Source organism: Streptomyces sp. NBC_00162, from assembly GCF_024611995.1.
In the GTDB taxonomy this organism is placed as follows: Bacteria; Actinomycetota; Actinomycetes; order Streptomycetales; family Streptomycetaceae; genus Streptomyces.
This window is the reverse complement of the sequence record NZ_CP102509.1, coordinates 5,549,765-5,571,910: the sequence shown is the minus strand read 5'-3', so window position 1 is coordinate 5,571,910 and position 22,146 is coordinate 5,549,765. Positions and strand designations below refer to the sequence as shown.

Below are 22,146 nucleotides of genomic sequence, written 5' to 3'. Positions count from 1 at the left end.
TCAGCGGGACTCGACGGGCACGAAGTCGCGCAGGACCTCGCCCGTGTAGATCTGGCGCGGGCGGCCGATGCGGGATCCCGGCTCCTTGATCATCTCGTGCCACTGGGCGATCCAGCCGGGGAGCCGGCCGATCGCGAAGAGCACGGTGAACATCTCGGTCGGGAAGCCCATCGCCCGGTAGATCAGACCGGTGTAGAAGTCCACGTTCGGGTAGAGGTTGCGCGACACGAAGTATTCGTCGGCCAGCGCGTGCTCTTCCAGCTTGAGCGCGATGTCGAGCAGCTCGTCGCTCTTGCCGAGCGCCGAGAGGACATCGTGCGCCGCCGCCTTGATGATCTTCGCCCGGGGGTCGAAGCTCTTGTAGACGCGGTGCCCGAAGCCCATGAGGCGGACGCCGTCTTCCTTGTTCTTCACCTTGCGGATGAAGGCGTCGACGTCGCCGCCGTCGTTCTTGATGCCCTCGAGCATCTCCAGAACCGACTGGTTGGCGCCACCGTGCAGCGGACCCCACAGGGCCGAGATGCCGGCGGAGATCGAGGCGAACATGTTCGCCTGCGAGGAGCCGACCAGACGCACGGTGGAGGTCGAGCAGTTCTGCTCGTGGTCCGCGTGCAGGATCAGCAGCTTGTCGAGCGCCGAGACCACGACCGGGTCCAGGTCGTACTCCTGGGCCGGCACGGAGAAGGTCATGCGCAGGAAGTTCTCGACGTAGCCGAGGTCGTTGCGCGGGTAGACCACCGGGTGGCCGACCGACTTCTTGTACGCGTAGGCCGCGATCGTCGGGAGCTTGGCCAGCAGCCGGATCGTCGAGAGGTTGCGCTGCGTCTCGTCGAACGGGTTGTGGCTGTCCTGGTAGAACGTCGACAGCGCGCTGACCACGGAGGACAGCATCGCCATCGGGTGCGCGTCGCGCGGGAAGCCGTCGTAGAAGCGCTTCACGTCCTCGTGCAGCAGCGTGTGCTGGGTGATCTCGTTGCGGAACGACGCGAGCTGGTCGACGGTCGGCAGCTCACCGTTGATCAGCAGGTACGCGACCTCGATGAAGGTCGAACGCTCGGCCAGCTGCTCGATCGGGTAACCGCGGTAACGCAGGATGCCCTGCTCACCGTCGAGGTAGGTAATCGCGGACTTGTAGGCCGCGGTGTTGCCGTAGCCGCTGTCCAGAGTGACGAGCCCGGTCTGGGCCCTCAGCTTCGAGATGTCGAAGCCCTGGTCACCGACGGTGCTCTCGACCACCGGGTAGGTGTATTCACCGTCCGCGTACCGGAGTACTACAGAGTTGTCGCTCACGTCATCCCTCACCGACGTAGTGCCTCTTCTTCGAGGTGCCCTGACTGCCTCTACCTTCCCCCATTTGGCGCAGGAGAGTGCACTCGGGGTCGGCCTTTGGTGCTTTTGACGGCACTGAGTGCCGCCAAGCTGCTCATCCTGCCCCCTCCGCACCGGTGGTGGAACCCCAAATGATCGATCATCTAGGTGATGTTTCCCACCGGTATCCGGCCGGACAGCCTGGGCGCCACCGCCGTGTACCTCCTGCCTGCGGAAACGGTACGCACCGCCTGGCCGAGGGCCTTGCGGGACCCGACGAGGACGACCAGTTTCTTCGCCCTCGTCACCGCCGTGTAGAGAAGATTTCGCTGGAGCATCATCCAAGCGCCGGTGGTGACCGGGATCACCACGGCGGGATATTCACTCCCCTGGGAGCGGTGGATGGTGACGGCGTAGGCGTGGGCCAGCTCGTCGAGCTCCGAGAACTCGTAGCCGATCTCCTCGTCCTCCTCCGTCCGTACCGTCAGGCGCTGTTCGTCCAGGTCGAGGCCGGTGACCACGCCGACCGTGCCGTTGAAGACGCCGTTGGCGCCCTTCTCGTAGTTGTTCCGGATCTGGGTGACCTTGTCGCCCACCCGGAAGACCCGGCCGCCGAACCGCTTCTCGGGCAGGTCCGGCCGGGCGGGCGTAATGGCCTGCTGGAGCAGGCCGTTGAGGTTTCCGGCGCCGGCCGGGCCGCGGTGCATGGGCGCGAGCACCTGGATGTCCCGGCGCGGGTCGAGACCGAACCTGGCCGGAATCCGCCGGGCCGCCACGTCCACGGCGAGCCGCCCGGCCTCCTCGGTGTCCTCCTCGGGGAAGAGGAAGAAGTCCGGCAGCCCGTCGGTGATCGGCGGCACACCGGTGTTGATCCGGTGGGCGTTGGTGACCACGCCCGATTGCTGGGCCTGCCGGAAGATCCGGGTCAGCCGGACCGCGGGCACCGGCCCGCCCTCGGCCAGCAGGTCGCGCAGCACCTCCCCGGCGCCGACCGAGGGCAGCTGGTCCACGTCCCCGACCAGCAGCAGGTGTGCACCCGGTGCCACCGCCTTGACCAGCTTGTTGGCCAGCAGCAGGTCCAGCATCGAGGCCTCGTCGACCACGACCAGGTCCGCGTCCAGCGGCCGTTCCCGGTCGTACGCGGCGTCCCCGCCGGGTTTGAGTTCCAGCAGCCGGTGCACCGTGGAGGCCTCGGCCCCGGTGAGCTCGGCCAGCCGCTTCGCCGCCCGGCCGGTGGGGGCGGCGAGCACCACCTTGGCCTTCTTGGCCCGGGCCAGCTCGACGATGGAGCGCACGGTGAAGGACTTCCCGCAGCCGGGCCCGCCGGTCATGACGGCGACCTTGCGGGTCAGTGCGAGCCGGACGGCGTCGCGCTGCTCGGGGGCGAGGGTGGCCCCGGTCCGCCCGGCGAGCCAGCCCAGCGCCTTGTCCCAGTCCACGTCCCGGAATCCCGGCATCCGGTCCTCCTCGGCCTGCAGCAGCCGGCGTACCTGCCCGACCAGCGACAGCTCGGCGCGGTGGAAGGGCACCAGGTACACGGCGGTCAGCGGGTCCGGGCCGCCCTGCGGATCGGGCACGGGCTCCCGTACGACGCCCTCCGGGTCGGCGGCGAGCTCGGCCAGGCAGTCGATGACCAGCCCGGTGTCCACCTGGAGCAGCTTGACCCCGTCGGCGATGAGCCGCTCCTCGGGGAGGAAGCAGTGCCCCTGGTCGGTGGACTGCGACAGGGCGTACTGGAGCCCTGCCTTGACCCGCTCCGGGCTGTCGTGCGGGATGCCGACGGCCTGGGCGATGCGGTCGGCGGTGAGGAAGCCGATGCCCCACACGTCGGCGGCCAGCCGGTAGGGCTGGTTCTTCACCACCGAGATGGAGGCGTCGGCGTACTTCTTGTAGATGCGCACCGCGATGGAGGTGGAGACACCGACTCCCTGGAGGAAGACCATGACCTCCTTGATGGCCTTCTGCTCCTCCCAGGCGGCGCCGATCAGCTTGGTCCGCTTGGGGCCGAGTCCGGGGACCTCGATCAGCCGCTTGGGTTCGTCCTCGATCACGTCGAGGGTGTCGGTGCCGAAGTGCTCCACGATCCGGTCGGCGATCTTCGGGCCGATGCCCTTGATCAGACCGGAGCCGAGGTAGCGGCGGATGCCCTGGATGGTCGCGGGCAGCACGGTCTTGTAGTTCTCCACCGTGAACTGCCTGCCGTACTGCGGGTGGGAGCCCCAGCGACCCTCCATGCGCAGGGATTCGCCGGGCTGGGCGCCCAGCAGGGAGCCGACGACGGTGAGGAGGTCGCCGCTGCCGCGGCCGGTGTCGACGCGGGCGACCGTGTACCCGGTGTCCTCGTTGGCGTAGGTGATGCGCTCGAGCACCCCCTCGACCACCGCCAGTTGCACGACCTGCGCCGCCTGCGCCCCGTTCGTTGCCATGACCCGAAGCTACCGTCCGGCGCCGACAGCGCGTCAGGCCTGTGGACAACGCCCGGGGATACCAGAAGGGGGTCCGGCCTCGCGGCCGGACCCCCTCACGGTTACCCCTCCCTCGTCGGACTTCCCGATCCCCCCAGATCCCCTCCCGGAAGTCCCGACGCACCGTACGACCCCCAATCACGGCGGAGGGTTGCACCCGGATGCGGAGTTTTATGTTTCCGTTACCCAACGCCCCACCCGAGGTGCCTGTAAATCGGCACAGAAGTAGCGTTTCAGGCATGAGCGAATCCTCATTTCAGAAAGACGTGCTCGACGAGCTCGGCGACGAAAAGCTGACCGAGATCGCCGGACTGCTCGACACCGACACCGACGGCGCCCGCGACACCGTCGAGCAGACGGTGAGCGCGATGACCGGCACCCTCCAGGAGAAGGCCGACGCCGATGACGACGACGAGGTCCGCCAGGCCGTCGCGGAGGTGGCCGAGCCGCCGTTGCAGGGCGTCGCCACGCTCGGCGGCGGCCTCGGCGGCATGCTCGGCGGCGGGATGATGGCCGGGGTGCTCGCCAAGGTGAGCAAGCCCGTGGCCAACGCCGTCTCGAAGAAGACCGGCATCCCCGCCCCCGCCATCAGCCGGGTCATCGAGCTGCTGATCCCGGTGCTGCTGGCCGTGTTCGCCAAGCGCGCGGCCGCCGGCAAGGGCGCGGGCGCCCCGACGGCGGGCGGCGCACCCGGCGCCGCACCGGGCGCAACACCCGGCGCCGCACCGGCAGAGGGCGGCGGCCTCGGGGACCTGCTCGGCAGCATCCTCGGCGGCGGCAAGAAGTAGCCCGTTCGAGGGCTCGCGCTCACCCGGGGCGCCTAGAGTTGGCGCATGGCTGAAAGCGTGCGGCTGCGGGACCCGGAACCGGGAGACCTGGGGTGGATCGTGCAGCGCCACGGCGCGCTGTACGCCTCCGAGTACGGCTGGAACTCCGACTTCGAGGGCCTGGTCGCCCGGATCGTCGCGGACTTCGCCCAGGACCACGACCCCTACCTGGAACGCGTGTGGATCGCCGAGCTGGACGGCCGGCCCGTCGGCTCGGTGATGTGCGTACGGGAGGACGGCGCGCCCGGCACCGCCCGGCTGCGGCTGCTCCTGGTCGACCCGGAGGGCCGCGGCCGCGGCATCGGCAGCCTGCTGGTCGACACGGTCGTCGGCTTCGCCCGCTCGGTCGGCTACCGCGAGCTGGTGCTGTGGACCAACGACGTACTGACCGACGCCCGCGAGCTGTACCTGCGCGCCGGGTTCACCCTGATCGCGGAGCGGCCGCACCGCTCGTACGGAGCGAGCCTGACGGGGCAGGACTGGCGACTGCCACTGCAGGAGGGCTCCCCGCGCTGACGCCCGAACCGACCCCCGTACGGTTCGAGGCGCGCGCGGGTGCCAGCGAGGTGAGGCCCACGCCGCCGACCAGCAGCACGGCCGCCAGCCAGCGCAGTCCCGAGACGGACTCCCCGAGGACCAGGGCCGCCGAGGACATCCCGAAGACCGGGACCAGCAGGGAGAACGGCGCCACCGAGGAGGCCGGGTAGCGGCGCAGCAGGTAGCCCCAGGCCCCGAAACCGAAGACGGTGGACACCCAGGCCACGTAGCCGATGACGGCCGCCCCGGACCAGTCCAGGGCCCGCAGCGCGGCCAGGTCCCGCTCGGGGCCCTCCAGCAGCAGCGAGAGCGCGAACAGCGGCAGCACCGGCACCGTGCACACCCACACCATGAAGTTCAGCGCGTCCGGCGGGGAGGCCTTGCGGGTCAGCACGTTGGAGACGCCCCAGCAGGCGGCGGCCGCGACGACCAGGGTGAAGCCGAGCACCGGCCCGGACGTTCCGCCGTCCACGGCGGCCACCGCGATCCCGGCGAGCGCCACGCCCATCCCCAGCACCCGTACCCGGCCGGGCCGTTCGCGCAGGACGACCGAGGCGAGGACGGCGGTGAAGACGGCCTGGATCTGGAGCACGAGGGAGGACAGCCCGGCCGGCATCCCGGCGGCCATGCCGGTGAAGAGCAGGCCGAACTTGGCGATGCCGAGGGCCAGGCCGACTCCGAGGATCCACTTCCAGCCGACCTTGGGCAGCCCGACGAAGAACACGGCGGGCAGGGCGGCGACGAGGAAGCGCAGGGCGGACAGCAGCAGCGGCGGGAAGTGGTCGAGTCCGATCTCGATGACGACGAAGTTGAAGCCCCAGACGGCGGCGACGAGCACGGCGAGTGCGGTGTGTACGGGACGCATGATCCGAGCATCGGCGCCGTGACCGTGTAGCACCAGCGCGGATCTCTTCCGGGATGGATGAAGCGTTGCTTACGATCGGCCCGGGTGCCACGATGGAGGCATGCTCGATCTCGCCCGGTTGCGCGCCCTGCACGCCGTCTCCGTCCACGGCTCGGTCGCGGGGGCGGCCGCCGCCCTCGGCTACACCCCCTCCGCGGTCTCGCAGCAGATCTCCAAGCTGGAGCGGGAGACCCGCACCACCCTGCTCGAGCGGCGCGGGCGCGGGGTCGCGCTCACCGAGGAGGCCCGGCATCTGGCCGACACCGCCCAGGAGTTGCTGGCGATCGTGGAGCGCGCCGAGACCACCCTGGAGGAGCGGCGCGGGCAGCCCAGCGGGCTGCTGACGGTGGCCGCGTTCGCCTCGGCGGCGCGCGGGCTGCTGCCGGGGGTGCTGGCCGATCTGGCCCGCCGCCATCCGGCGCTCGACGTACGCCTCACGGAGGTGGACCCGCACCTCTCGGTGGACCTGGTGGCCCGGGGCGTCACCGATCTGGCGGTGGCCCACGACTGGGACATCGCCCCGCTGCCGGCCCCCGAGGGGGTCGAACAGGCGGTGATCGGGGACGACCTCTGCGATCTGGTGGTGCCGGCCGGGCATCCGTTCACCACGCGGGACGTCATCCGGCGGGCGGACCTCGGCGGCGAGCGCTGGGTGTGCCAGCCGCCGGGGCGGGTCTGCCACGACTGGCTGGTGCGGACCATGCGCACCGCCGGCTTCGAGCCCGACATCGCGCACGTGGCGGAGGAGAACCACACCATCGTCGCCCTGGTCGCGGCCGGGCTCGGAGTGGCCGTGGTCCCCCGGCTGGGCACCGGCGCGCTGCCGCCGGGCGCGGTGGCCGTGCCCCTGGAGCCGGGCCCCGTACGCCGGCTGTACGCGCTGTGGCGGACGGGTGCCGCCCGCCGCCCCGCGATCACCGAGGCCGTGCGGACCCTCCAGGAGCACTGGACCGCGTAACGGGTCATCCGGGGGAACTCCGAGTGTCCGTCACTCATCGGGCGTAGCCCCGCAGTAGGGTCCGGCGCGTGCCGAACCACGCCTCCCGCCGGACCCTGCTCGCCGCGGCCGCCATGGTCGCCGTCGCGGGCACCGGGGCCGCCTCCTCCACCGTGGGCGCCGATCGCGCCCCTGACGACGCGCGCAACCCCGGCCGCGCCCCCGGCCGGTCGGCGCGCCGCCTGCTGGACCGGATGAGCCTCGACGAGAAGATCGGGCAGCTGTTCGTCTCCCGCGCGTACGGGCATGCGGCGACCGAACCCGACCCCGCGGACGCCGAGAAGAACCTGGAGCTGTTCGGCGTGCGCACCGCGGCCGAGCTGGTCTCCCGCTACCACCTCGGCGGGATCATCTACTTCGCCTGGGCCCACAACACCCGTACCCCGCACCAGATCGCCGCGCTCTCGGCCGGCCTCCAGCAGGCCGCCCTCGCCTCCGGACCCCGGATCCCGCTGCTCCTCTCCACCGACCAGGAGCACGGCGCCGTCGCCCGCGTCGGCAAGCCCGCGACCCTGCTCCCGGGGGCGATGGCGCTCGGCGCTCAGCACGGCGCGACCGGCTCCGCCGACGACGCCCGCCTCGCGGCGCGCATCGCGGGGGCGGAGCTGGCGGCCATGGGCATCCGGCAGGACTACGCGCCGGTGGCGGACGTCAACGTGAACCCGGCCAATCCGGTGATCGGCGTACGGTCCTTCGGCGCCGACCCCGGCGCCGTGGCGGAGCTGGTCGCCGCCCAGGTCAGCGGCTATCAGGAGGCCGGTGTCGCGGCCACCGCGAAGCATTTCCCGGGGCACGGTGACACCGAGACGGACAGCCACGTCGGGCTGCCGGTGATGCGGCACAGCCGCGCCGTCTGGGAGGAGCTGGACGAGCCGCCGTTCAGGGCCGCGGTGCAGGCGGGCGTGGACGCGATCATGACGGCGCACATCGTCTTTCCCGCGCTCGATCCCTCCGGGGATCCGGCGACCCTGTCCCGGCCGATCGTGACCGGCATCCTGCGCGAACGCCTGGGCTTCCGCGGGGTGGTGGTCACCGACGCGCTCGACATGGCCGGGGTCCGCCAGAAGTACGGGGACGACCGGGTGCCGGTCCTGGCCCTGCTGGCGGGCTGCGACCAGCTGCTGAACCCGCCGGACCTGGGGCTCGCGTACCGCAGCGTGCTGGCGGCCGTGGAGAGCGGCGAGCTGGCGGAGGAGCGGATCGACGAGTCGGTGCTGCGGATCCTGGAACTGAAGGCGCGCCGGGGCCTGTTCGACGAGGCGGGCACCTCGGCCGGGGAGGTGGACACGACCGTCGGCATCCCGGAGCACCTCGCGGCCGCCGACGCGATCGCGGCCGGCACGACGACGGTGCTGGCCAATCCCGCCGGGCTGCTGCCGCTGGACGCGTCGGCCGCCCCCCGGCTGCTGGTCACCGGAGCCGACCCGCTCTCCCCCAGCGGCACCACGGGGCCCCCGACGGCCGTCCTGGCGCGGGAGCTGACCTCCCTGGGCTGCCGGGCCACGGCCGTGCCGCCCGCCCGCGCGGCGGCCGCCGCGCCCGGTCACGCGGCGGTGCTGGTGTGCACGTACAACGTGCCCGAGGGGGAGGACCCGCAGCGCACCCTGGTGGCGAGCCTGCTGGCCACCGGAGTGCCGGTCATCGCGGTGGCGATCCGCAATCCGTACGACGCGGCCCGGCTGCCGGCCTGTGCGGCGGAGGTGGCCACGTATTCCTGGACGGATGTGGAGATGCGGGCGGCCGCCCGGGTGCTCACCGGTGCGGTACGGCCGGCCGGCCGCCTTCCGGTCCCGGTGCCGGGCCGCTACCCGCTGGGCCACGGGCTGACGTACTAGACGTCGGCCCGCGGCCCGACGGGGAACGGGGCTACGGCCGCAGCTGCGGCTCGCGCTCCAGGTCGCGCTGGTCGAGCTGCGCGTCCGGCGCGGCCAGCGGCGCCGCCTTCGCCTCGTCGGCGATCGCGGCGGCCGGGGACACCCCGGCCCACTGGAGGATCTTCGCGGTCGCGAGGGCCTTCTCACCGTCGAGCAGCTTGGCGACGTTGGCCCCGTGGTTGGCGCCCGGCGCGATCATCACGTAGCTGTCGCGCACCCCGTAGCCGAGGTGGAACGGCTCGGCGCCCCACGGGTCGTTCTGCCCGTACACGAACAGCATCTGGTCCGCGTTGTTGCGCACCCAGTTGTCGACGTCCTTCATGACTCCCGGCTGGAAGGTCATGGGGATGTCGCGGGGCACGAAGTTGCGCGGCGGCTGGTAGCCGTAGCGGCTCAGGTTGCCCAGGTGGGGCTGCTTGATGTCGGGCGAACCGAGCTGCGTGCCCGCCTGGTAGTAGTACGGCGTGTACGTCTCCACGCCCTGGTCGGCGTAGGCGGAGAAGCCCGAGATCGCGTCGACCGTGTCCCAGATCTCCTGGTCGCTCGCGGTGGCGGCGGCCGGGATGGAGGCGCAGTCGGCGAGCAGGCTGTACTGCCAGAAGGCCCACACGTAGTCGAGTACGACGGCCTCGTAGGCCTTGTCGAGGTTCCCGACGGTGGTGAAGGTCCAGCCGTTCTCGGCGGCGGCGGCCGCGTACTTGGCCTCCAGCGGCTCGCGGCGTACGAGCGCCTCGCGCTGCACCGCGTTCAGCTTGTCGCGGCACTCCTTGGTGCCGACCTTGCTGAAGAACCGGTCGTAGGCCGAGTCCTCGTTGTTGACGACGTCGTTGGGCGCGACGTAGGCGACGACACCGTCCATGTCGCGCGGGTAGAAGCGCTCGTAGTACGTCGCCGTCATACCGCCCTTGCTGCCGCCCGTGGCCAGCCAGTTCTTGGTGTAGATCTTCTTCAGGGCGCCGAAGATTCGGTGCTGGTCGCTGGCGGCCTGCCAGATGTCCAGGTTCGCCCAGTTGGCCGGGTCGGGCCGGGAGGGCGTGAAGAATCGATACTCCATGGACACCTGGTTGCCGTCGACGATGGTCGTCGGCTCACTGCGGCGCGGGCTGGTGTTGACGTTGTAGCCGGACGTGAAGAACACCGTCGGCCGCGAGACGTCCTTGTGCAGCAGGGTCAGACGCTGCTTGAAGGTGCCCTTCCACGGCTTCCGGTGGTCGACCGGCTGCTCGTAGTTCAGTACGAAGAAGCGGTAGCCGGGGTACGGCTTCTCCTCTATCAGGCTCATGCCGGGAATTCCGAGGATCTGGTCCTTGATGTCCGTGGCGGCCGCGGGCCCCGCGGCGGTGGCCGCTTGTGCCGTGAAGCCGGCCGCGCCCATGGTGCCGATGAGCACCACGAGCGACAGCAGCCATCCGAGCGTCTTGCGCATTCACCCTCCCCTTGAGTTCACTTCGGTCGCGGTGAACCTAGCGGGGCGAACACACTGCTGAACAGACCTAGTTGGGCCGGTCCGTCAGCACAGGATCCAGCCGGATTCGGCCGATTCGGCCCCTACGCTCCCCTTTACATACACGCAGCGGCCGATCGCCCCCACGGTGACGGGACCGGCGTAACGGGTGAATCGCCCCATATCGCGGATCGGCGCCCCGCCACGGCCCTGGACGCTCACCGCCATCTTCCGCCGCTCGCCGGGGACCCGGGCCACGGTGAGCGCACACACCTGGGTGCGGCTCTTGTACACGCGCACCTCACCCGCCGCGAACGGCAGCGTCGTGGCCAGCCGGCCCGTGCAGCCGCCGGTGGCGGCCTGTTCGGCCGACTCCACCTGGGCAACCTGCGCCGCCTGCGCGGGCGAAGCCGCGAACAGCCCGCCGACGCAGAGCCACAGCGCGGCCGCGAACACCCCGAGGGGCGCGGCCCACCGGCCGCTCCCCCGCCACCCCCTCGACCCCTGCAACACCCTGTCCCCCGATCGGTCGTACGTACAACGTGCGTACGCACGTACGACGCCTGGATCCCCCCGAAGGTTGCGACGGGACGCCCATCGCTCGTAAGGGTGCATCCACAACCCCCCGGCGGGAGAACGGGAGTTCACGATCGGGCGGGCGATTACGCTGGGTGACACATGCCCCGCCATCCGTAGCCGTGAAAGGCACTCACGTGACGAACGACCTGCTCGACCGCAAGCTGGAGCGCTCCTTCAACCGCCTCGACGCGGACGGGAGCGGTGTGATCGACGCGACCGACATCATCGCGCTCGGGTCCCGCCTGCTGACGGCCTTGGCCGAGCCCTCCGACTCGCCCAAGGCGGACGCGGTGATGAAGGGGATCGTCAACTTCTGGCAGGACCTGTTCACCGAGCTCGACATCGACCGGGACGGCAAGGTCACGCCCGAGGAGTACAAGGTGGGCATGACCCGCCTGTACGGGCAGGGCGGTCCCGCGTACGACCGCTCGTTCCGGCCGATGATGCAGGCGATCCTCACGGTGGTCGACACCGACGGCGACGGGCGGATCAGCCCGGAGGAGTTCCACAAGGCCCAGGAGGCCTTCGACACGGAACTGAGCCCCGCCGACGCCGAGGCGCTGTTCCGGCGGATCGACGCCAACGGGGACGGCACCCTGACCGTGGACGAACTCCTCGACGCCGTACGCGACTACTACACCGGCACCGACGAGGACGCCCCGGGCAACCTGTTCTTCGGCGAACTCTGACCCGCTCGGCGGTCAGGCGGCGGCGCGCTCGTCCTCCCCGACGAAGGTGCGCCACAGCTCGGCGTACCGGCCGCCGCGCGCCAGGAGTTCGGCGTGGGTGCCGTCCTCGACGACCCGGCCGCGGTCCATGACCACGACCCGGTCGGCGCGGGCGGCCGTGGTCAGCCGGTGCGCCACCACCAGGGTGGTGCGCTTGCCGGCGAGCCGGTCGGTGGCCTGGTTGACCTGGGCCTCGGTGGCCAGGTCCAGGGCGGCGGTGGCCTCGTCGAGCAGCAGCACGTCCGGGTCGACGAGTTCGGCCCGGGCCAGTGCGATCAGCTGGCGCTGCCCGGCGGAGAGGTTGCGTCCGCGCTCGGCGACGGTGTGCAGGTAGCCGCCGTCGAGCGTGGCGATCATGTCGTGGGCGCCGACCGCGCGGGCGGCGGCCTCCACCTCGGCGTCCTCCGCGTCGGGCCGCCCGTAGGCGATGGCGTCGCGGACGGTACCGGGGAAGAGGTAGGGCTCCTGGGGGACGACGCCGAGCCGGTGGCGGTACGCCGTCAGGTCGAGCTCCCGCAGGTCGGCCCCGTCGGCGGTGATCCGGCCGGAGGTCGGGTCGTAGAACCGGGCCACCATCTTGACCAGCGTGGACTTGCCCGCTCCGGTCTCGCCGACGAAGGCGACGGTCTGCCCGGCGGGTATGCGCAGGCTGATTCCGGCCAGTGCGTCGGCCTTCTCCCCCCGCTCTTCGGCGGTGCCGTAGCCGAAGCGGACGTCCTCGAAGGCGATCTCGCCGCGCAGTTCGGGCAGCGCGCGGGGCTCTTCGGCGTGCGGGGTGGTGGTGGGCTCGCGCAGCAGCCCCTGGATGCGGCCGAGGGAGACGGTGGCCTGCTGGTAGCCGTCGAAGACCTGGGACAGCTGCTGGACGGGGGCGAAGAACAGGTCGATGTAGAGCAGGTACGCGACCAGCGCACCGGTGGTGAGCGTGCCGGCCTCGACCCGGCCGGCGCCGACGATCAGCACGGCGGCCGCGGCGCCCGAGGACAGCAGCTGCACGAAGGGGAAGTAGACGGATATCAGCCACTGGCCGCGGACCCGGGCCTCGCGGTACGAGTCGCTGCGCTCCGCGAAGCGGCGGGCGCCGGAGCCCTCGCGGCGGAAGGCCTGGACGATGCGGAGCCCGGCGACGGACTCCTGGAGGTCGGCGTTGACCAGGCTGACCCGGTCGCGGGCGAGCTCGTACGCGACGACCGACTTGCGGCGGAACACGATCGTGCCGAGCACCAGCACGGGCAGCGTGGCGAAGACGATCAGGGCGAGCTCGACGTCGAGGGCGAGCAGGGCGACCAGGATGCCGAAGAAGGTGAAGACGGAGACGACGGCGGTGACGAGACCGGTCTGCAGGAAGCTGGACAGGGCGTCCACGTCGGTGGTCATCCGGGTCATGATCTTGCCGGTCAGTTCGCGCTCGTAGTAGTCGAGGCCGAGGCGCTGGAGCTGGGCGAATATCTTGACGCGGAGCGAGTACAGCACGCGTTCGCCGGTGCGGCCCGTCATCCGGGTCTCGGCGAACTGCGCGGCCCACTGCCCGATGACGACCGCGAAGGCGAGGGCGGCGGCGGCCCAGACCGCGCCCAGGGCGGCCTTCTCCACGCCCTGGTCGATGCCGTTCCGGATCAGGATCGGCAGGAGCAGCCCGGAGCCCGCGTCGAGGGCGACGAGGGCGAGGCTGATGGCGAGCGGCGCCCAGAACCCGCGGAGCAGGCGGCGCAGGCCGTAGCTCTCCTCGGCGGCCGCGGCGCGGGTCTCGTCCACGTCGGGCCGGTCGTCGGCGGGCGGCAGGGCGGCGACCTGCTCGAGCAGCTCGGGGGTGGCCGGCATGCCCGGGACGGCTGCGGAGGCGGCGGCGTTCTCGGACTCCTCCTGCCGCCTCCAGAGCTCGGGGGTGATCCCGCCCGAGACCCGGCGCTTGGCGTTGACGGGCTCGGAGTCGATCTCGGCTTCGATCTCGATGTCCCGCTCGATGTCCCGCTCGAACTCGGCCATCGGCAGGGCGGAGCGGGTCCGCGGCGAGCCGGCGCCGAGCTCGTCGGGGTCGGTCAGCAGCCTGCGGTAGAGGGCGGAGCGGCGCTCCAGCTCCTCGTGGGTGCCGATGTCGGAGAGCTGCCCGCGGTCGAGTACGGCGATCCGGTCGGCCAGCGCGAGCGTGGAGCGGCGGTGGGCGATCAGCAGGGTGGTCCGGCCGGCCATCACGGAGCGCAGCGCCTCGTGGATCTCGTGCTCGACGCGGGCGTCCACGGCGGAGGTGGCGTCGTCGAGGAGGAGCAGCCGGGGGTCGGTGAGGATGGCCCGGGCGAGCGCGACGCGCTGGCGCTGGCCGCCCGAGAGGGTGAGCCCCTGCTCGCCGACCTTGGTGTCGTACCCGGCGGGCAGCTCCCGGATGAACCCGTCCGCCTGGGCGGCGCGGGAGGCGGCCTCGATCTGCTCTTCGGTGGCCTCGGGGTGCCCGTACGCGATGTTCGCGCGGATGGTGTCGGAGAAGAGGAACGAATCCTCCGGCACCAGTCCGATGGCGCCGCGCAGGGACCCGTAGGTCAGCTCGCGCACGTCGTGCCCGCCGACCCGTACGGATCCGCCGTCGGCGTCGTAGAAGCGCGGCAGGAGCAGCGAGACGGTGGACTTCCCGCTGCCGGAGGCCCCGACGACGGCGACGGTCTCTCCCTCGGCGACGGCCAGCGAGAACCCGTCGAGGACGGGCCGCTCGGGGTCGTACCCGAAGCGGACGTCGTCGAAGTCGATGGTGGCGGGCGCGTCGGCGGGCAGCTCGTGCGTGCCCTCCTGGATGACGGGCTCGGTGTCGATCAGCTCGAAGACCCGCTCGACGCCGGCGCGGGCCTGCTGGCCGACGGTGAGCACCATGGCGAGCATGCGGACGGGGCCGACGAGCTGGGCGAGGTAGGTGGAGAAGGCGACGAAGGTACCGAGGGTGACCTGGCCGCGGGTGGCCATCCAGCCGCCGAGCGCCAGCATGGCGACCTGGCCGAGGGCGGGTACGGCCTGGAGGGCGGGGGTGTAGCGCGAGTTCAGCCGGATGGTCCGCATCCGGCCGGCGAACAGCCGCCGTCCGGCGGTGCGCAGCTTGGAGGTCTCCTGCTCCTCCTGGCCGAAGCCCTTGACGACGCGGACGCCGGTCACGGCGCCGTCGACGACGGTCGCGACGGCGGCGGCCTGGCCCTGGGCGTACCAGGTGGCGGGGAAGAGCTTCTTGCGGCTGCGCTTGGCGATGAACCAGAGGGCGGGGGCCATCAGCAGCGCGACGAGGGTCAGCAGCGGCGAGAGCGCCAGCATGATCCCGAGGGATATCCCGAACAGGAGGAAGTTCCCGATGGTCATCGGGAGCATGAAGAGCAGGCCCTGGATCAGTTGGAGGTCGCTGGTGGCCCGCCCGACGACCTGTCCGGTGGACAGCTCGTCCTGCCGCCGCCCGTCGAGGCGGGCGATGGTGCCGTACATGTCGGTGCGCAGGTCGTGCTGGACGTCGAGGGCAAGCCGCCCGCCGTAGTACCTGCGTATGTAGGTGAGCCCGTAGACGAGGACGGCGGCGGCTATGAGCATGCCCGCCCAGGGCCCCATGGGCTTGGACCGGTCCCCGATGACGTCGTCGAGGATCACCTTGGTGACCAGCGGCACGAGCGCCATGACGGCCATGCCGGCCAGCGAGGACCCGAGCGCGAGCAGCACGTTGACCTTGTAGCGCCACGTGTAGGCGGCCAGCCGCCTGCCCCAGCCCTGTTTCTCCCCAGCCGCCTTCACGTGGTGCCTCCCCGTTTCGTCCTGTCCTGCCGGAAGCGCCAACGCCCCGACCGGCGGATTTCATCCCGCCGCAACAATCGCACTGGGGTCCGGGCCGTGCGAGCGGGCTTCACCCGTCGGGGCGTTCCCGCTCAGAGGTGGGTCGGCGCGAACATCTTGAGGGTGGCCGGGAGGACCACGACCGAGGGGCCGGGGGTGGTGAGGGCCTTCTTGAGGTCCGCCGTCAGGGTTTCCGGGGTGGTGGTGGTCGCCGGGATGCCGAAGGACTGGGCCAGGGCTGCGAAGTCGGGGCGGGTCAGGTCCGTTCCCGTTGCGCGGCCGAAGGACTCCGTCATGTACTCGCGCAGGATGCCGTAGCCGCCGTCGTCCACGATCAGCCAGGTGACGTCCAGGTCGTGCTGGCGTGCCGTGGCCAGCTCCGCGATGGAGTACATCGCGCCGCCGTCGCCGGAGACCGCGAGGACGGGGGTGCCCGGCTCCGCGACGGCCGCGCCGAGGGCCGCCGGGAAGGCGTAGCCGAGGCCGCCCGCGCCCTGGGCCGAGTGCATGGTGTTGGGGTGCTTGGCGTCGAAGGCCGACCACGCCCAGTAGGACAGGATCGTCATGTCCCAGAAGGACGGGGAGCGCGGCGGGAGAGCGGCCCGGATCGAGGTCAGGAGCTCCTGCTCCAGGGCCACGTCCTGGGTGGACAGGCGGTCCGCGATATCCGAGAGGACCATCTTCACGCGGTCCGGAGCGTACGGGTCCGGGCGCTCGGTCACCGTCTCCAGCAGGGCCTGGAGGGCGAGGCGGGCGTCCGCGTGGATGCCCAGGGCCGGGTGGTTGGACTCCAGCTTCCCGAGGTCCGCCTCGATCTGCACGACCCGGCCGGTGGGGAAGAACGTGTGGTAGTTCGACGACAGTTCGCCCAGGCCTGAGCCGACCACCAGCAGGACGTCCGCGTCCTCCAGGAAGTCGGTCATGTGGCGGTCCTCCAGCCAGGACTGGAGGGAGAGCGGGTGGGTCCACGGGAAGGCGCCCTTGCCGCCGAAGGTGGTGACCACGGGGGTGTTCAGGCGTTCCGCCAGCTGCTTGAGCTTGCCCGCCGCGTCGGAGCGGATGACGCCGCCGCCCGCGATGATCACCGGGCGGGAGGCGTTCTGCAGCCAGTGCGCGGCCAGCGCCGTGAGCTCGGGGCGCGGAGCCAGTTCGTGCGGGGTCGCGTCCATGCCCGTGACCTGCGGGATGAGTGTCTCGGCGCGGAGCACGTCCTCCGGGATCTCCACCCAGACCGGGCCGGGCGGGACCGTGAGGGCCGACTCCCAGGCCTCGGCGATGACGGAGGGGATCTGGGAGGGGGTGCGGGCGGTGTGGACGGACTTCACCACGTCACGGAAGGAGGCGGACTGGTCGCGCAGCTCGTGCAGGTGGCCGCGGCGCCCGCCGCCCAGGCCCGCCGAGGGGACCTGGGAGGAGAGGGCGAGCACCGGGGCGGACGCGGCGGCGGCCTCGGCGAGGGCGGGCAGGGACGTCAGGGCCCCCGGGCCGGTGGACAGGAGGAGGGGGACGGCCTCTCCGGTGATCCGGCCGTACGCGTCGGCCGCGAAGCCCGCGTTGTTCTCCACGCGCAGGGTGACCAGGCGCAGGTCGGAGCGGCCGACCGCGTCGAAGAGGCCCAGCGCGTGCTGCCCCGGCAGACCGAAGACGGTGGTCGCGCCGAGGCCGCGCAGCGTCTCCACGACCAGGTCCCCGCCCGTCCGCCCCGGCGGTGGCGCGAGTGCGGCCGCCGTCTGGGCTTCGGTGGGACGGAGTACCAGGTCGTGGTCGTGCGTCACGTGCGCTTACTCGCCCTTCGGGTTCGCCTTCGCCGCAGCGATCTGGCGGCTCATGATCGTGGTGAGCTCGTACGCGGTGTGCGAGGCCGCGACCGAGGTGATCTCGGCGTGATCGTACGCCGGGGCCACCTCCACCACGTCGGCGGAAACGAGGTTGCAGGAGGACAGTCCGCGGATGATCTCCAGCAGCTCGCGGGAGGTCATGCCGCCCGCCTCCGGGGTGCCGGTGCCGGGCGCGTGGGCCGGGTCCAGCACGTCGATGTCGATCGAGATGTACAGCGGACGGTCGCCGATGCGCTGGCGCAGCTGGTCGGCCACCTCGTCGGCGCCGCGCCGGTAGACGTCGGCGGAGGTGACGATGCCGAAGCCCATCTTGGCGTCGTCGTCCAGGTCCTGCTTGCCGTACAGCGGGCCGCGCGTACCGACGTGCGAGAGCGCCTCGGTGTCGAGGATGCCCTCCTCGACGGCGCGGCGGAACGGGGTGCCGTGGGTGTACTCGGCGCCGAAGTAGGTGTCCCAGGTGTCCAGGTGCGCGTCGAAGTGGAGCAGCGCGACCGGGCCGTGCTTCTTGGCGACCGAACGGAGCAGCGGGAGGGCGATGGTGTGGTCGCCGCCGAGGGTCATCAGACGGGAGCCGGCACCGAGCAGCTCGTCGGCCGCGGCCTCGACCGTCTCGACGGCCTCGTTGATGTTGAAGGGGTTCACAGCGATGTCGCCGGCGTCCGCGACCTGCGCGAGGGCGAAGGGGGAGGCGTCCTGGGCCGGGTTGTACGGGCGCAGCAGGCGCGAGGCCTCGCGGATCGCGTTTCCGCCGAAGCGGGCGCCGGGGCGGTACGAGACACCGGAGTCGAAGGGCACGCCGACGACGGCGACGTCGGCGGAGCCGACCTCGTCGAGGCGCGGCAGCCGGGCGAAGGTCGCGGGGCCCGCGTAGCGCGGGATGCGGGAGGAGTCGACGGGGCCGCGCGGCTGCGTGCTCATGGGGGGTGCCCTTCTGGTGGTCCTGCGGTGCGGTCCTTCGAGCGTAAGCGGACGCCTCGGGGCCGCGAAGTGTACGTTTCATCCACTGTTCGGCACCGACATGTACGGAGTATCCATGGAGGCCCCGCTGACCCCGCCGGTCCCGCTGACCGCGCTGACCGCCGACCGGGAGCTGGGGCTCCGGCTCCTCGCGGGTCCCGGCGAGGCGCGGGTGTACGGGGTGCACGCCTCGGAGATGGCGGACCCGTCGCCGTACCTGCTGGGCGGGGAGCTGCTGCTCACCGCCGGGGCCGGGCCCGCCGGGGACCCCGACGGGTACGCGGCCCGGCTGGCCGCGGCCGGGGCCGCCGCCCTCGGCTTCGGCGTGGCCCCGGTCCACGAGGAGGTGCCGCCGGCCCTGGCCGAGGCCTGCGCCCGGCACGGGCTGCCGCTGCTGGAGGTTCCGCCGCACACCCCGTTCACGGCCGTCGCCCGCGCGGTGTGGCGGCTGATGGCGGAGGCCCGGACGCGGGAGCTGCGCCGGGTCGCCGAGGCGCAGCAGGGTCTCGCCGCGGCGGCGGCCCGGCCGGATCCGGTCCCGGCGGTCCTGTCCCGCCTGGCGGCGAGCCTGGGCGGCCACGTCGTCCTGGTCCCGGCCGGGCGAACGGCCGGGCGGACGGCGGGGCGCCCCCTGCCGACGCAGACCGCCGAGGCCCTGGCCGCCCTGCTGGCCCGCGTCGGTCCGCCCGGCGGCGCGGCCACCGCCACCGATTCCGCGGCGGGCTGGAACCTGGCCGCGTACTCCCTCGGCGACGGGCCCGTCCTCGGCGTCGCCCGCCCCGACCGCACCCCCGGCGACCACGCCATCACGGCCATCGCCGCCGTGCTCCTGACCCTGCTCACCGCGCCCCGGCCCGAGGGGGACGCGGCGGCCGCCCTCACCCGGCTCCTCCTCGACGGCGACCCCGCGGCGGCCCTGGCCCCCGGGCCCTGGCACGTCGTACACGCCAGGGGATCCGGCGACCCGCGGGCCCTGGCGGCGGCGCTGGGCACCGTACTGCTGGACCCGCACGGGGACGACGTACGCCTGCTCGCCGAGCGGGAGCCCGGCCCGCAGCCCGGCTGGCGCCTCGGGGTGAGCGCACCGGCGGCGCCCGCGGAGCTGCGTACCGCCGGGGCACAGGCCCGGCGGGCCCTGGACCGGGCGGAGGCGGCCCGTACCGCGCTGGCCCGCCACACCGAGGGCGGCCTGGGCACCCTGCTGGACCCGGCCGAGGCCCACGCGCACGCCGAGGCCCTGCTCGCCCCGCTGAACCCGGCCCTGCGGGACACCCTGCGCGCATGGCTGGCGCACCACGGCAGCTGGGACCGCTCCGCGGCCGCCCTGTCCGTCCACCGCAACACCGTCCGCCAGCGTGTGGCGCGCTGCGCGGACCTGCTGGGACGGGACCTGGACGACCCGGACACCCGGATGGAGCTGTGGTTCGCCCTGCGCTGGGAACGGCCCCCGGCGGGCCCTTCCGCTCCGTAACCCCGGCCGGGCGGCTGACCGGGGCCCGGCGCCGCTCGCGCGGTCAGCCGCCCGTGCGAGCCGCGCGCCTACGATGTGCCGCATGTCCGGGATGTCCGCATCGACGTGGAACCGCGCCCTCGGCGAGCGCCTGGCGCCGGCCGCGCGGCTGGTGGTGTGCGCGGCCCTCCCCTGGTACGTGTGCGTGTGGCTCGGTACGAGCACGGCTCCGGTGGCCGCGGCCCTGCCCGCCGTCCTGGTCCTGCGCGAGGACCTGTTCTCGGCGCCCCGGATGGCCCTTCAGCGGCTGCTGGGCGTGATCGCGGGCGTGCTGCTGAGCGCGGTCGTCCTGCACTGGCTGCCGACGGGCTCCGCGTCGTTCCTGGTCGTCCTGGTGTGCGGCTGCGCCGGGATGTACCTGCTGCGCCACGAGGGCTCCCCGAACCAGCAGGTCCTGATCACCGCTCTGATGATCTACGCCACGCCGACGCCGGGTTACCCGCTGGCCCGGCTGGAGGAGAGCGCGATCGGCATCGCCGTCGTGATGTTCCTCGGCCCACTGCTGTGGCCCCCGGATCCGTACCGGGAGGCGGCCGGCGGCCTGGAGGCGTACCGCTCCGGACTCCGCGCCCGCCTGGAGCTGATCGCAGCCACGGCGGCCGGCGGGCGGGCGGGCCCCGTCCCCGCCGACCCCTTCGCCCTGTGGCACTGGCCGCACGAGCTGTCCGTCACGCTGGAGCGCAGGACGGGCCGCACGGTGCTCCTGCCGCCACGGCGGCCTGCGGCCGGGGAGGCGGACACTCTCCGACCCCGCCTGCGGCTGGCCGCGCGGACGGCTCCGGCCCTGCTGGTGCTCTCGCGGGAGGTGGAGACCCGATCCGCCGGACCGGAACGCGAGGGGGCCGCCCCGGCCGGGCCCGGCGAGGCGGTGCGCGCCATGGCCCCGCTGATCGAGGCGACGGCCCGCGCCCTGGACACCGCCCTGCGCGGCGAGGACTGCGCGGCCGGACTGCGCCGGGCCCGGGAGCTGACGGAGGCGCACCGGGCCGCCCATCCCGGCCGCCGCGACACCGTCCTGCGGGCCGGAGTGGACCTCACCCACGAGGCGCTGGCCGACCACCTCGGCCCGTCGGCGGGCTGACCGCGCCCGGTCGCGTCGCACAGGTGTCCCCCCTCACTCTGGACAGGCGGGACAACTCGCCGGTAACTTATTCTGAGCAAGCGCTTAGGCATAAGCGGCGGACCGCCGCGACGAAGGGAGTCCGGCGATGCGCCGTACCGTATTCAACGAGGACCACGAGGCGTTCCGCGAGACCATCCGCGCCTTCATCGAGGCCGAGGTCGTCCCCGTCTACGACGAGTGGTTCGCCGCCGGCCAGGCACCGCGCGAGTTCTACTACAAGCTCGGCGAGCTGGGCATCTTTGGCATCAACGTCCCCGAGGAGTTCGGCGGCGCGGGCCTGGACACCCACAAGTTCGAGGCCGTCCTCTACGAGGAGACCTCGCGCGCGGGCGTCAACTTCGGCGGTTCCGGCGTGCACGTGCTGCTCGCCCTCCCCTACATCAAGATGCTCTCCACGGACGAGCAGAAGAAGCGCTACCTCCCGAAGTTCGTCAGCGGTGAGGAGATGTGGGCCCTGGCGATGACCGAGCCGGGCACCGGCTCCGACGTCGCGGGCATGAAGACCACCGCCAAGCTCTCCGAGGACGGCTCCCACTACGTCCTCAACGGCGCCAAGACCTTCATCACCGGTGGCGTCCACGCCGACCGCGTGATCGTCTGCGCCCGCACCTCCGCCCCGCGCGAGGACGACCGCCGCTTCGGCATCTCCCTGTTCGCCGTGGACACCAAGTCCGAGGGCTACTCCATCGGCCGCAAGCTGGACAAGCTCGGCCTGCGCACCTCCGACACCGCCGAGCTGGCGTTCGTCGACGTGAAGGTCCCGGTCGAGGACCTGCTCGGCGAGGAGAACAAGGGCTTCTACTACCTCGGCGCCAACCTGCCCTCCGAGCGCTGGGGCATCGCCTTCGGCGCCTACGCGCAGGCCAAGGCCGCCATCCGGTTCGCCCAGCAGTACGTGCAGGAGCGCACCGTCTTCGGCAAGCCCGTCGCGCACTTCCAGAACACCAAGTTCGAGCTGGCCGCCTGCCAGGCCGAGGTGGACGCCGCCGAGGCCGTCGCCGACCGCGCGCTGGAGGCCCTGGACGCCGGCGAGCTGACGGCCGCCGAGGCCGCCTCCGCGAAGCTGTTCAACACCGAGGTCGCCCACCGCGTCATCGACAAGTGCCTGCAGCTGCACGGCGGTTACGGCTACATGAACGAGTACCCGATCGCCCGCCTGTACGCCGACAACCGCGTGAACCGCATCTACGGCGGCACCAGCGAGGTCATGAAGTCCATCATCGCCAAGTCCATGGGCCTGTAAGGAAGCCGGGCGCTTAGCCT

At 72.3% G+C, this 22,146-nt stretch carries 15 protein-coding genes and 1 pseudogene; 8 read left to right on the top strand and 8 right to left on the bottom strand.

From position 1 onward, the window contains the following. Together JIW86_RS25900 and JIW86_RS25895 are read right to left on the bottom strand one after the other, a co-directional pair. Positions 1-1,290 (bottom strand): citrate synthase, encoded by a 1,290-nt coding sequence (locus JIW86_RS25900; protein WP_215141277.1) that lies wholly within the window; start codon positions 1,288-1,290, stop codon positions 1-3. Between the two features lie 182 nt (positions 1,291-1,472). Next, complete coding sequence (locus JIW86_RS25895; protein WP_257556258.1) at positions 1,473-3,734, bottom strand: ATP-dependent RecD-like DNA helicase; 2,262 nt, start codon at positions 3,732-3,734, stop codon at positions 1,473-1,475. 278 nt (positions 3,735-4,012) lie between these two features. On the opposite strand from JIW86_RS25895, the gene JIW86_RS25890 reads away from it, so the two are divergent. Together JIW86_RS25890 and JIW86_RS25885 are read left to right on the top strand one after the other, a co-directional pair. Next, complete coding sequence (locus JIW86_RS25890; RefSeq protein ID WP_257556257.1) at positions 4,013-4,561, top strand: DUF937 domain-containing protein; 549 nt, start codon at positions 4,013-4,015, stop codon at positions 4,559-4,561. A gap of 51 nt (positions 4,562-4,612) precedes the next feature. Continuing rightward, positions 4,613-5,116 (top strand): annotated as a pseudogene (locus JIW86_RS25885) (GNAT family N-acetyltransferase); the annotation flags it as partial. Here JIW86_RS25885 and JIW86_RS25880 read toward each other — a convergent pair. Beyond that, positions 5,022-6,002 (bottom strand): EamA family transporter, encoded by a 981-nt coding sequence (locus tag JIW86_RS25880; RefSeq protein ID WP_257556256.1) that lies wholly within the window; start codon positions 6,000-6,002, stop codon positions 5,022-5,024. The pseudogene JIW86_RS25885 and the gene JIW86_RS25880 overlap by 95 nt on opposite strands. 100 nt (positions 6,003-6,102) lie before the next feature. Between JIW86_RS25880 and JIW86_RS25875 the strand changes: the two genes are divergently transcribed. Together JIW86_RS25875 and JIW86_RS25870 are read left to right on the top strand one after the other, a co-directional pair. Continuing rightward, on the top strand, positions 6,103-6,999 hold the full coding sequence (locus tag JIW86_RS25875; protein WP_215141267.1) for a LysR family transcriptional regulator: 897 nt from the start codon (positions 6,103-6,105) through the stop codon (positions 6,997-6,999). 113 nt (positions 7,000-7,112) lie between these two features. After that, positions 7,113-8,873 (top strand): glycoside hydrolase family 3 protein, encoded by a 1,761-nt coding sequence (locus tag JIW86_RS25870; protein WP_416237689.1) that lies wholly within the window; start codon positions 7,113-7,115, stop codon positions 8,871-8,873. A 31-nt stretch (positions 8,874-8,904) separates the two neighbouring features. On the opposite strand, the gene JIW86_RS25865 is transcribed toward JIW86_RS25870, so the two are convergent. Together JIW86_RS25865 and JIW86_RS25860 are read right to left on the bottom strand one after the other, a co-directional pair. Next, positions 8,905-10,338, bottom strand: a complete 1,434-nt coding sequence (locus tag JIW86_RS25865; protein ID WP_257556253.1) for a S28 family serine protease — start codon at positions 10,336-10,338, stop codon at positions 8,905-8,907. Between the two features lie 84 nt (positions 10,339-10,422). After that, a complete protein-coding gene (locus JIW86_RS25860; protein WP_257556252.1) occupies positions 10,423-10,812 on the bottom strand; it encodes a hypothetical protein in 390 nt (129 codons plus the stop codon). 257 nt (positions 10,813-11,069) lie between these two features. On the opposite strand from JIW86_RS25860, the gene JIW86_RS25855 reads away from it, so the two are divergent. Further along, positions 11,070-11,624, top strand: a complete 555-nt coding sequence (locus JIW86_RS25855) for an EF-hand domain-containing protein (RefSeq protein ID WP_257556251.1) — start codon at positions 11,070-11,072, stop codon at positions 11,622-11,624. A gap of 12 nt (positions 11,625-11,636) precedes the next feature. Here the strand turns inward: JIW86_RS25855 and JIW86_RS25850 are convergent, their stop codons facing one another. From JIW86_RS25850 to speB, 3 genes are all read right to left on the bottom strand, one after another. Beyond that, the gene (locus JIW86_RS25850; protein WP_257556250.1) at positions 11,637-15,416 is read right to left on the bottom strand and encodes an ABC transporter ATP-binding protein; all 3,780 of its coding nucleotides are present in this window, start codon (positions 15,414-15,416) and stop codon (positions 11,637-11,639) included. A 131-nt stretch (positions 15,417-15,547) separates the two neighbouring features. Further along, entirely contained in the window at positions 15,548-17,230 is a 1,683-nt protein-coding gene (locus JIW86_RS25845; protein WP_257556249.1) for a thiamine pyrophosphate-binding protein, read from the bottom strand. A gap of 6 nt (positions 17,231-17,236) precedes the next feature. After that, entirely contained in the window at positions 17,237-18,211 is a 975-nt protein-coding gene (speB, locus tag JIW86_RS25840; RefSeq protein WP_215141255.1) for an agmatinase, read from the bottom strand. Between the two features lie 115 nt (positions 18,212-18,326). On the opposite strand from speB, the gene JIW86_RS25835 reads away from it, so the two are divergent. The 3 genes from JIW86_RS25835 to JIW86_RS25825 all read left to right on the top strand — a co-directional run bounded on the left by JIW86_RS25835 (position 18,327) and on the right by JIW86_RS25825 (position 22,126). Then, entirely contained in the window at positions 18,327-19,721 is a 1,395-nt protein-coding gene (locus tag JIW86_RS25835; protein WP_257556247.1) for a helix-turn-helix domain-containing protein, read from the top strand. Between the two features lie 82 nt (positions 19,722-19,803). Continuing rightward, on the top strand, positions 19,804-20,841 hold the full coding sequence (locus JIW86_RS25830) for an FUSC family protein (protein ID WP_257556246.1): 1,038 nt from the start codon (positions 19,804-19,806) through the stop codon (positions 20,839-20,841). A 127-nt stretch (positions 20,842-20,968) separates the two neighbouring features. After that, positions 20,969-22,126 (top strand): acyl-CoA dehydrogenase family protein, encoded by a 1,158-nt coding sequence (locus tag JIW86_RS25825; protein WP_215147378.1) that lies wholly within the window; start codon positions 20,969-20,971, stop codon positions 22,124-22,126. Positions 22,127-22,146 lie beyond the last annotated feature (20 nt).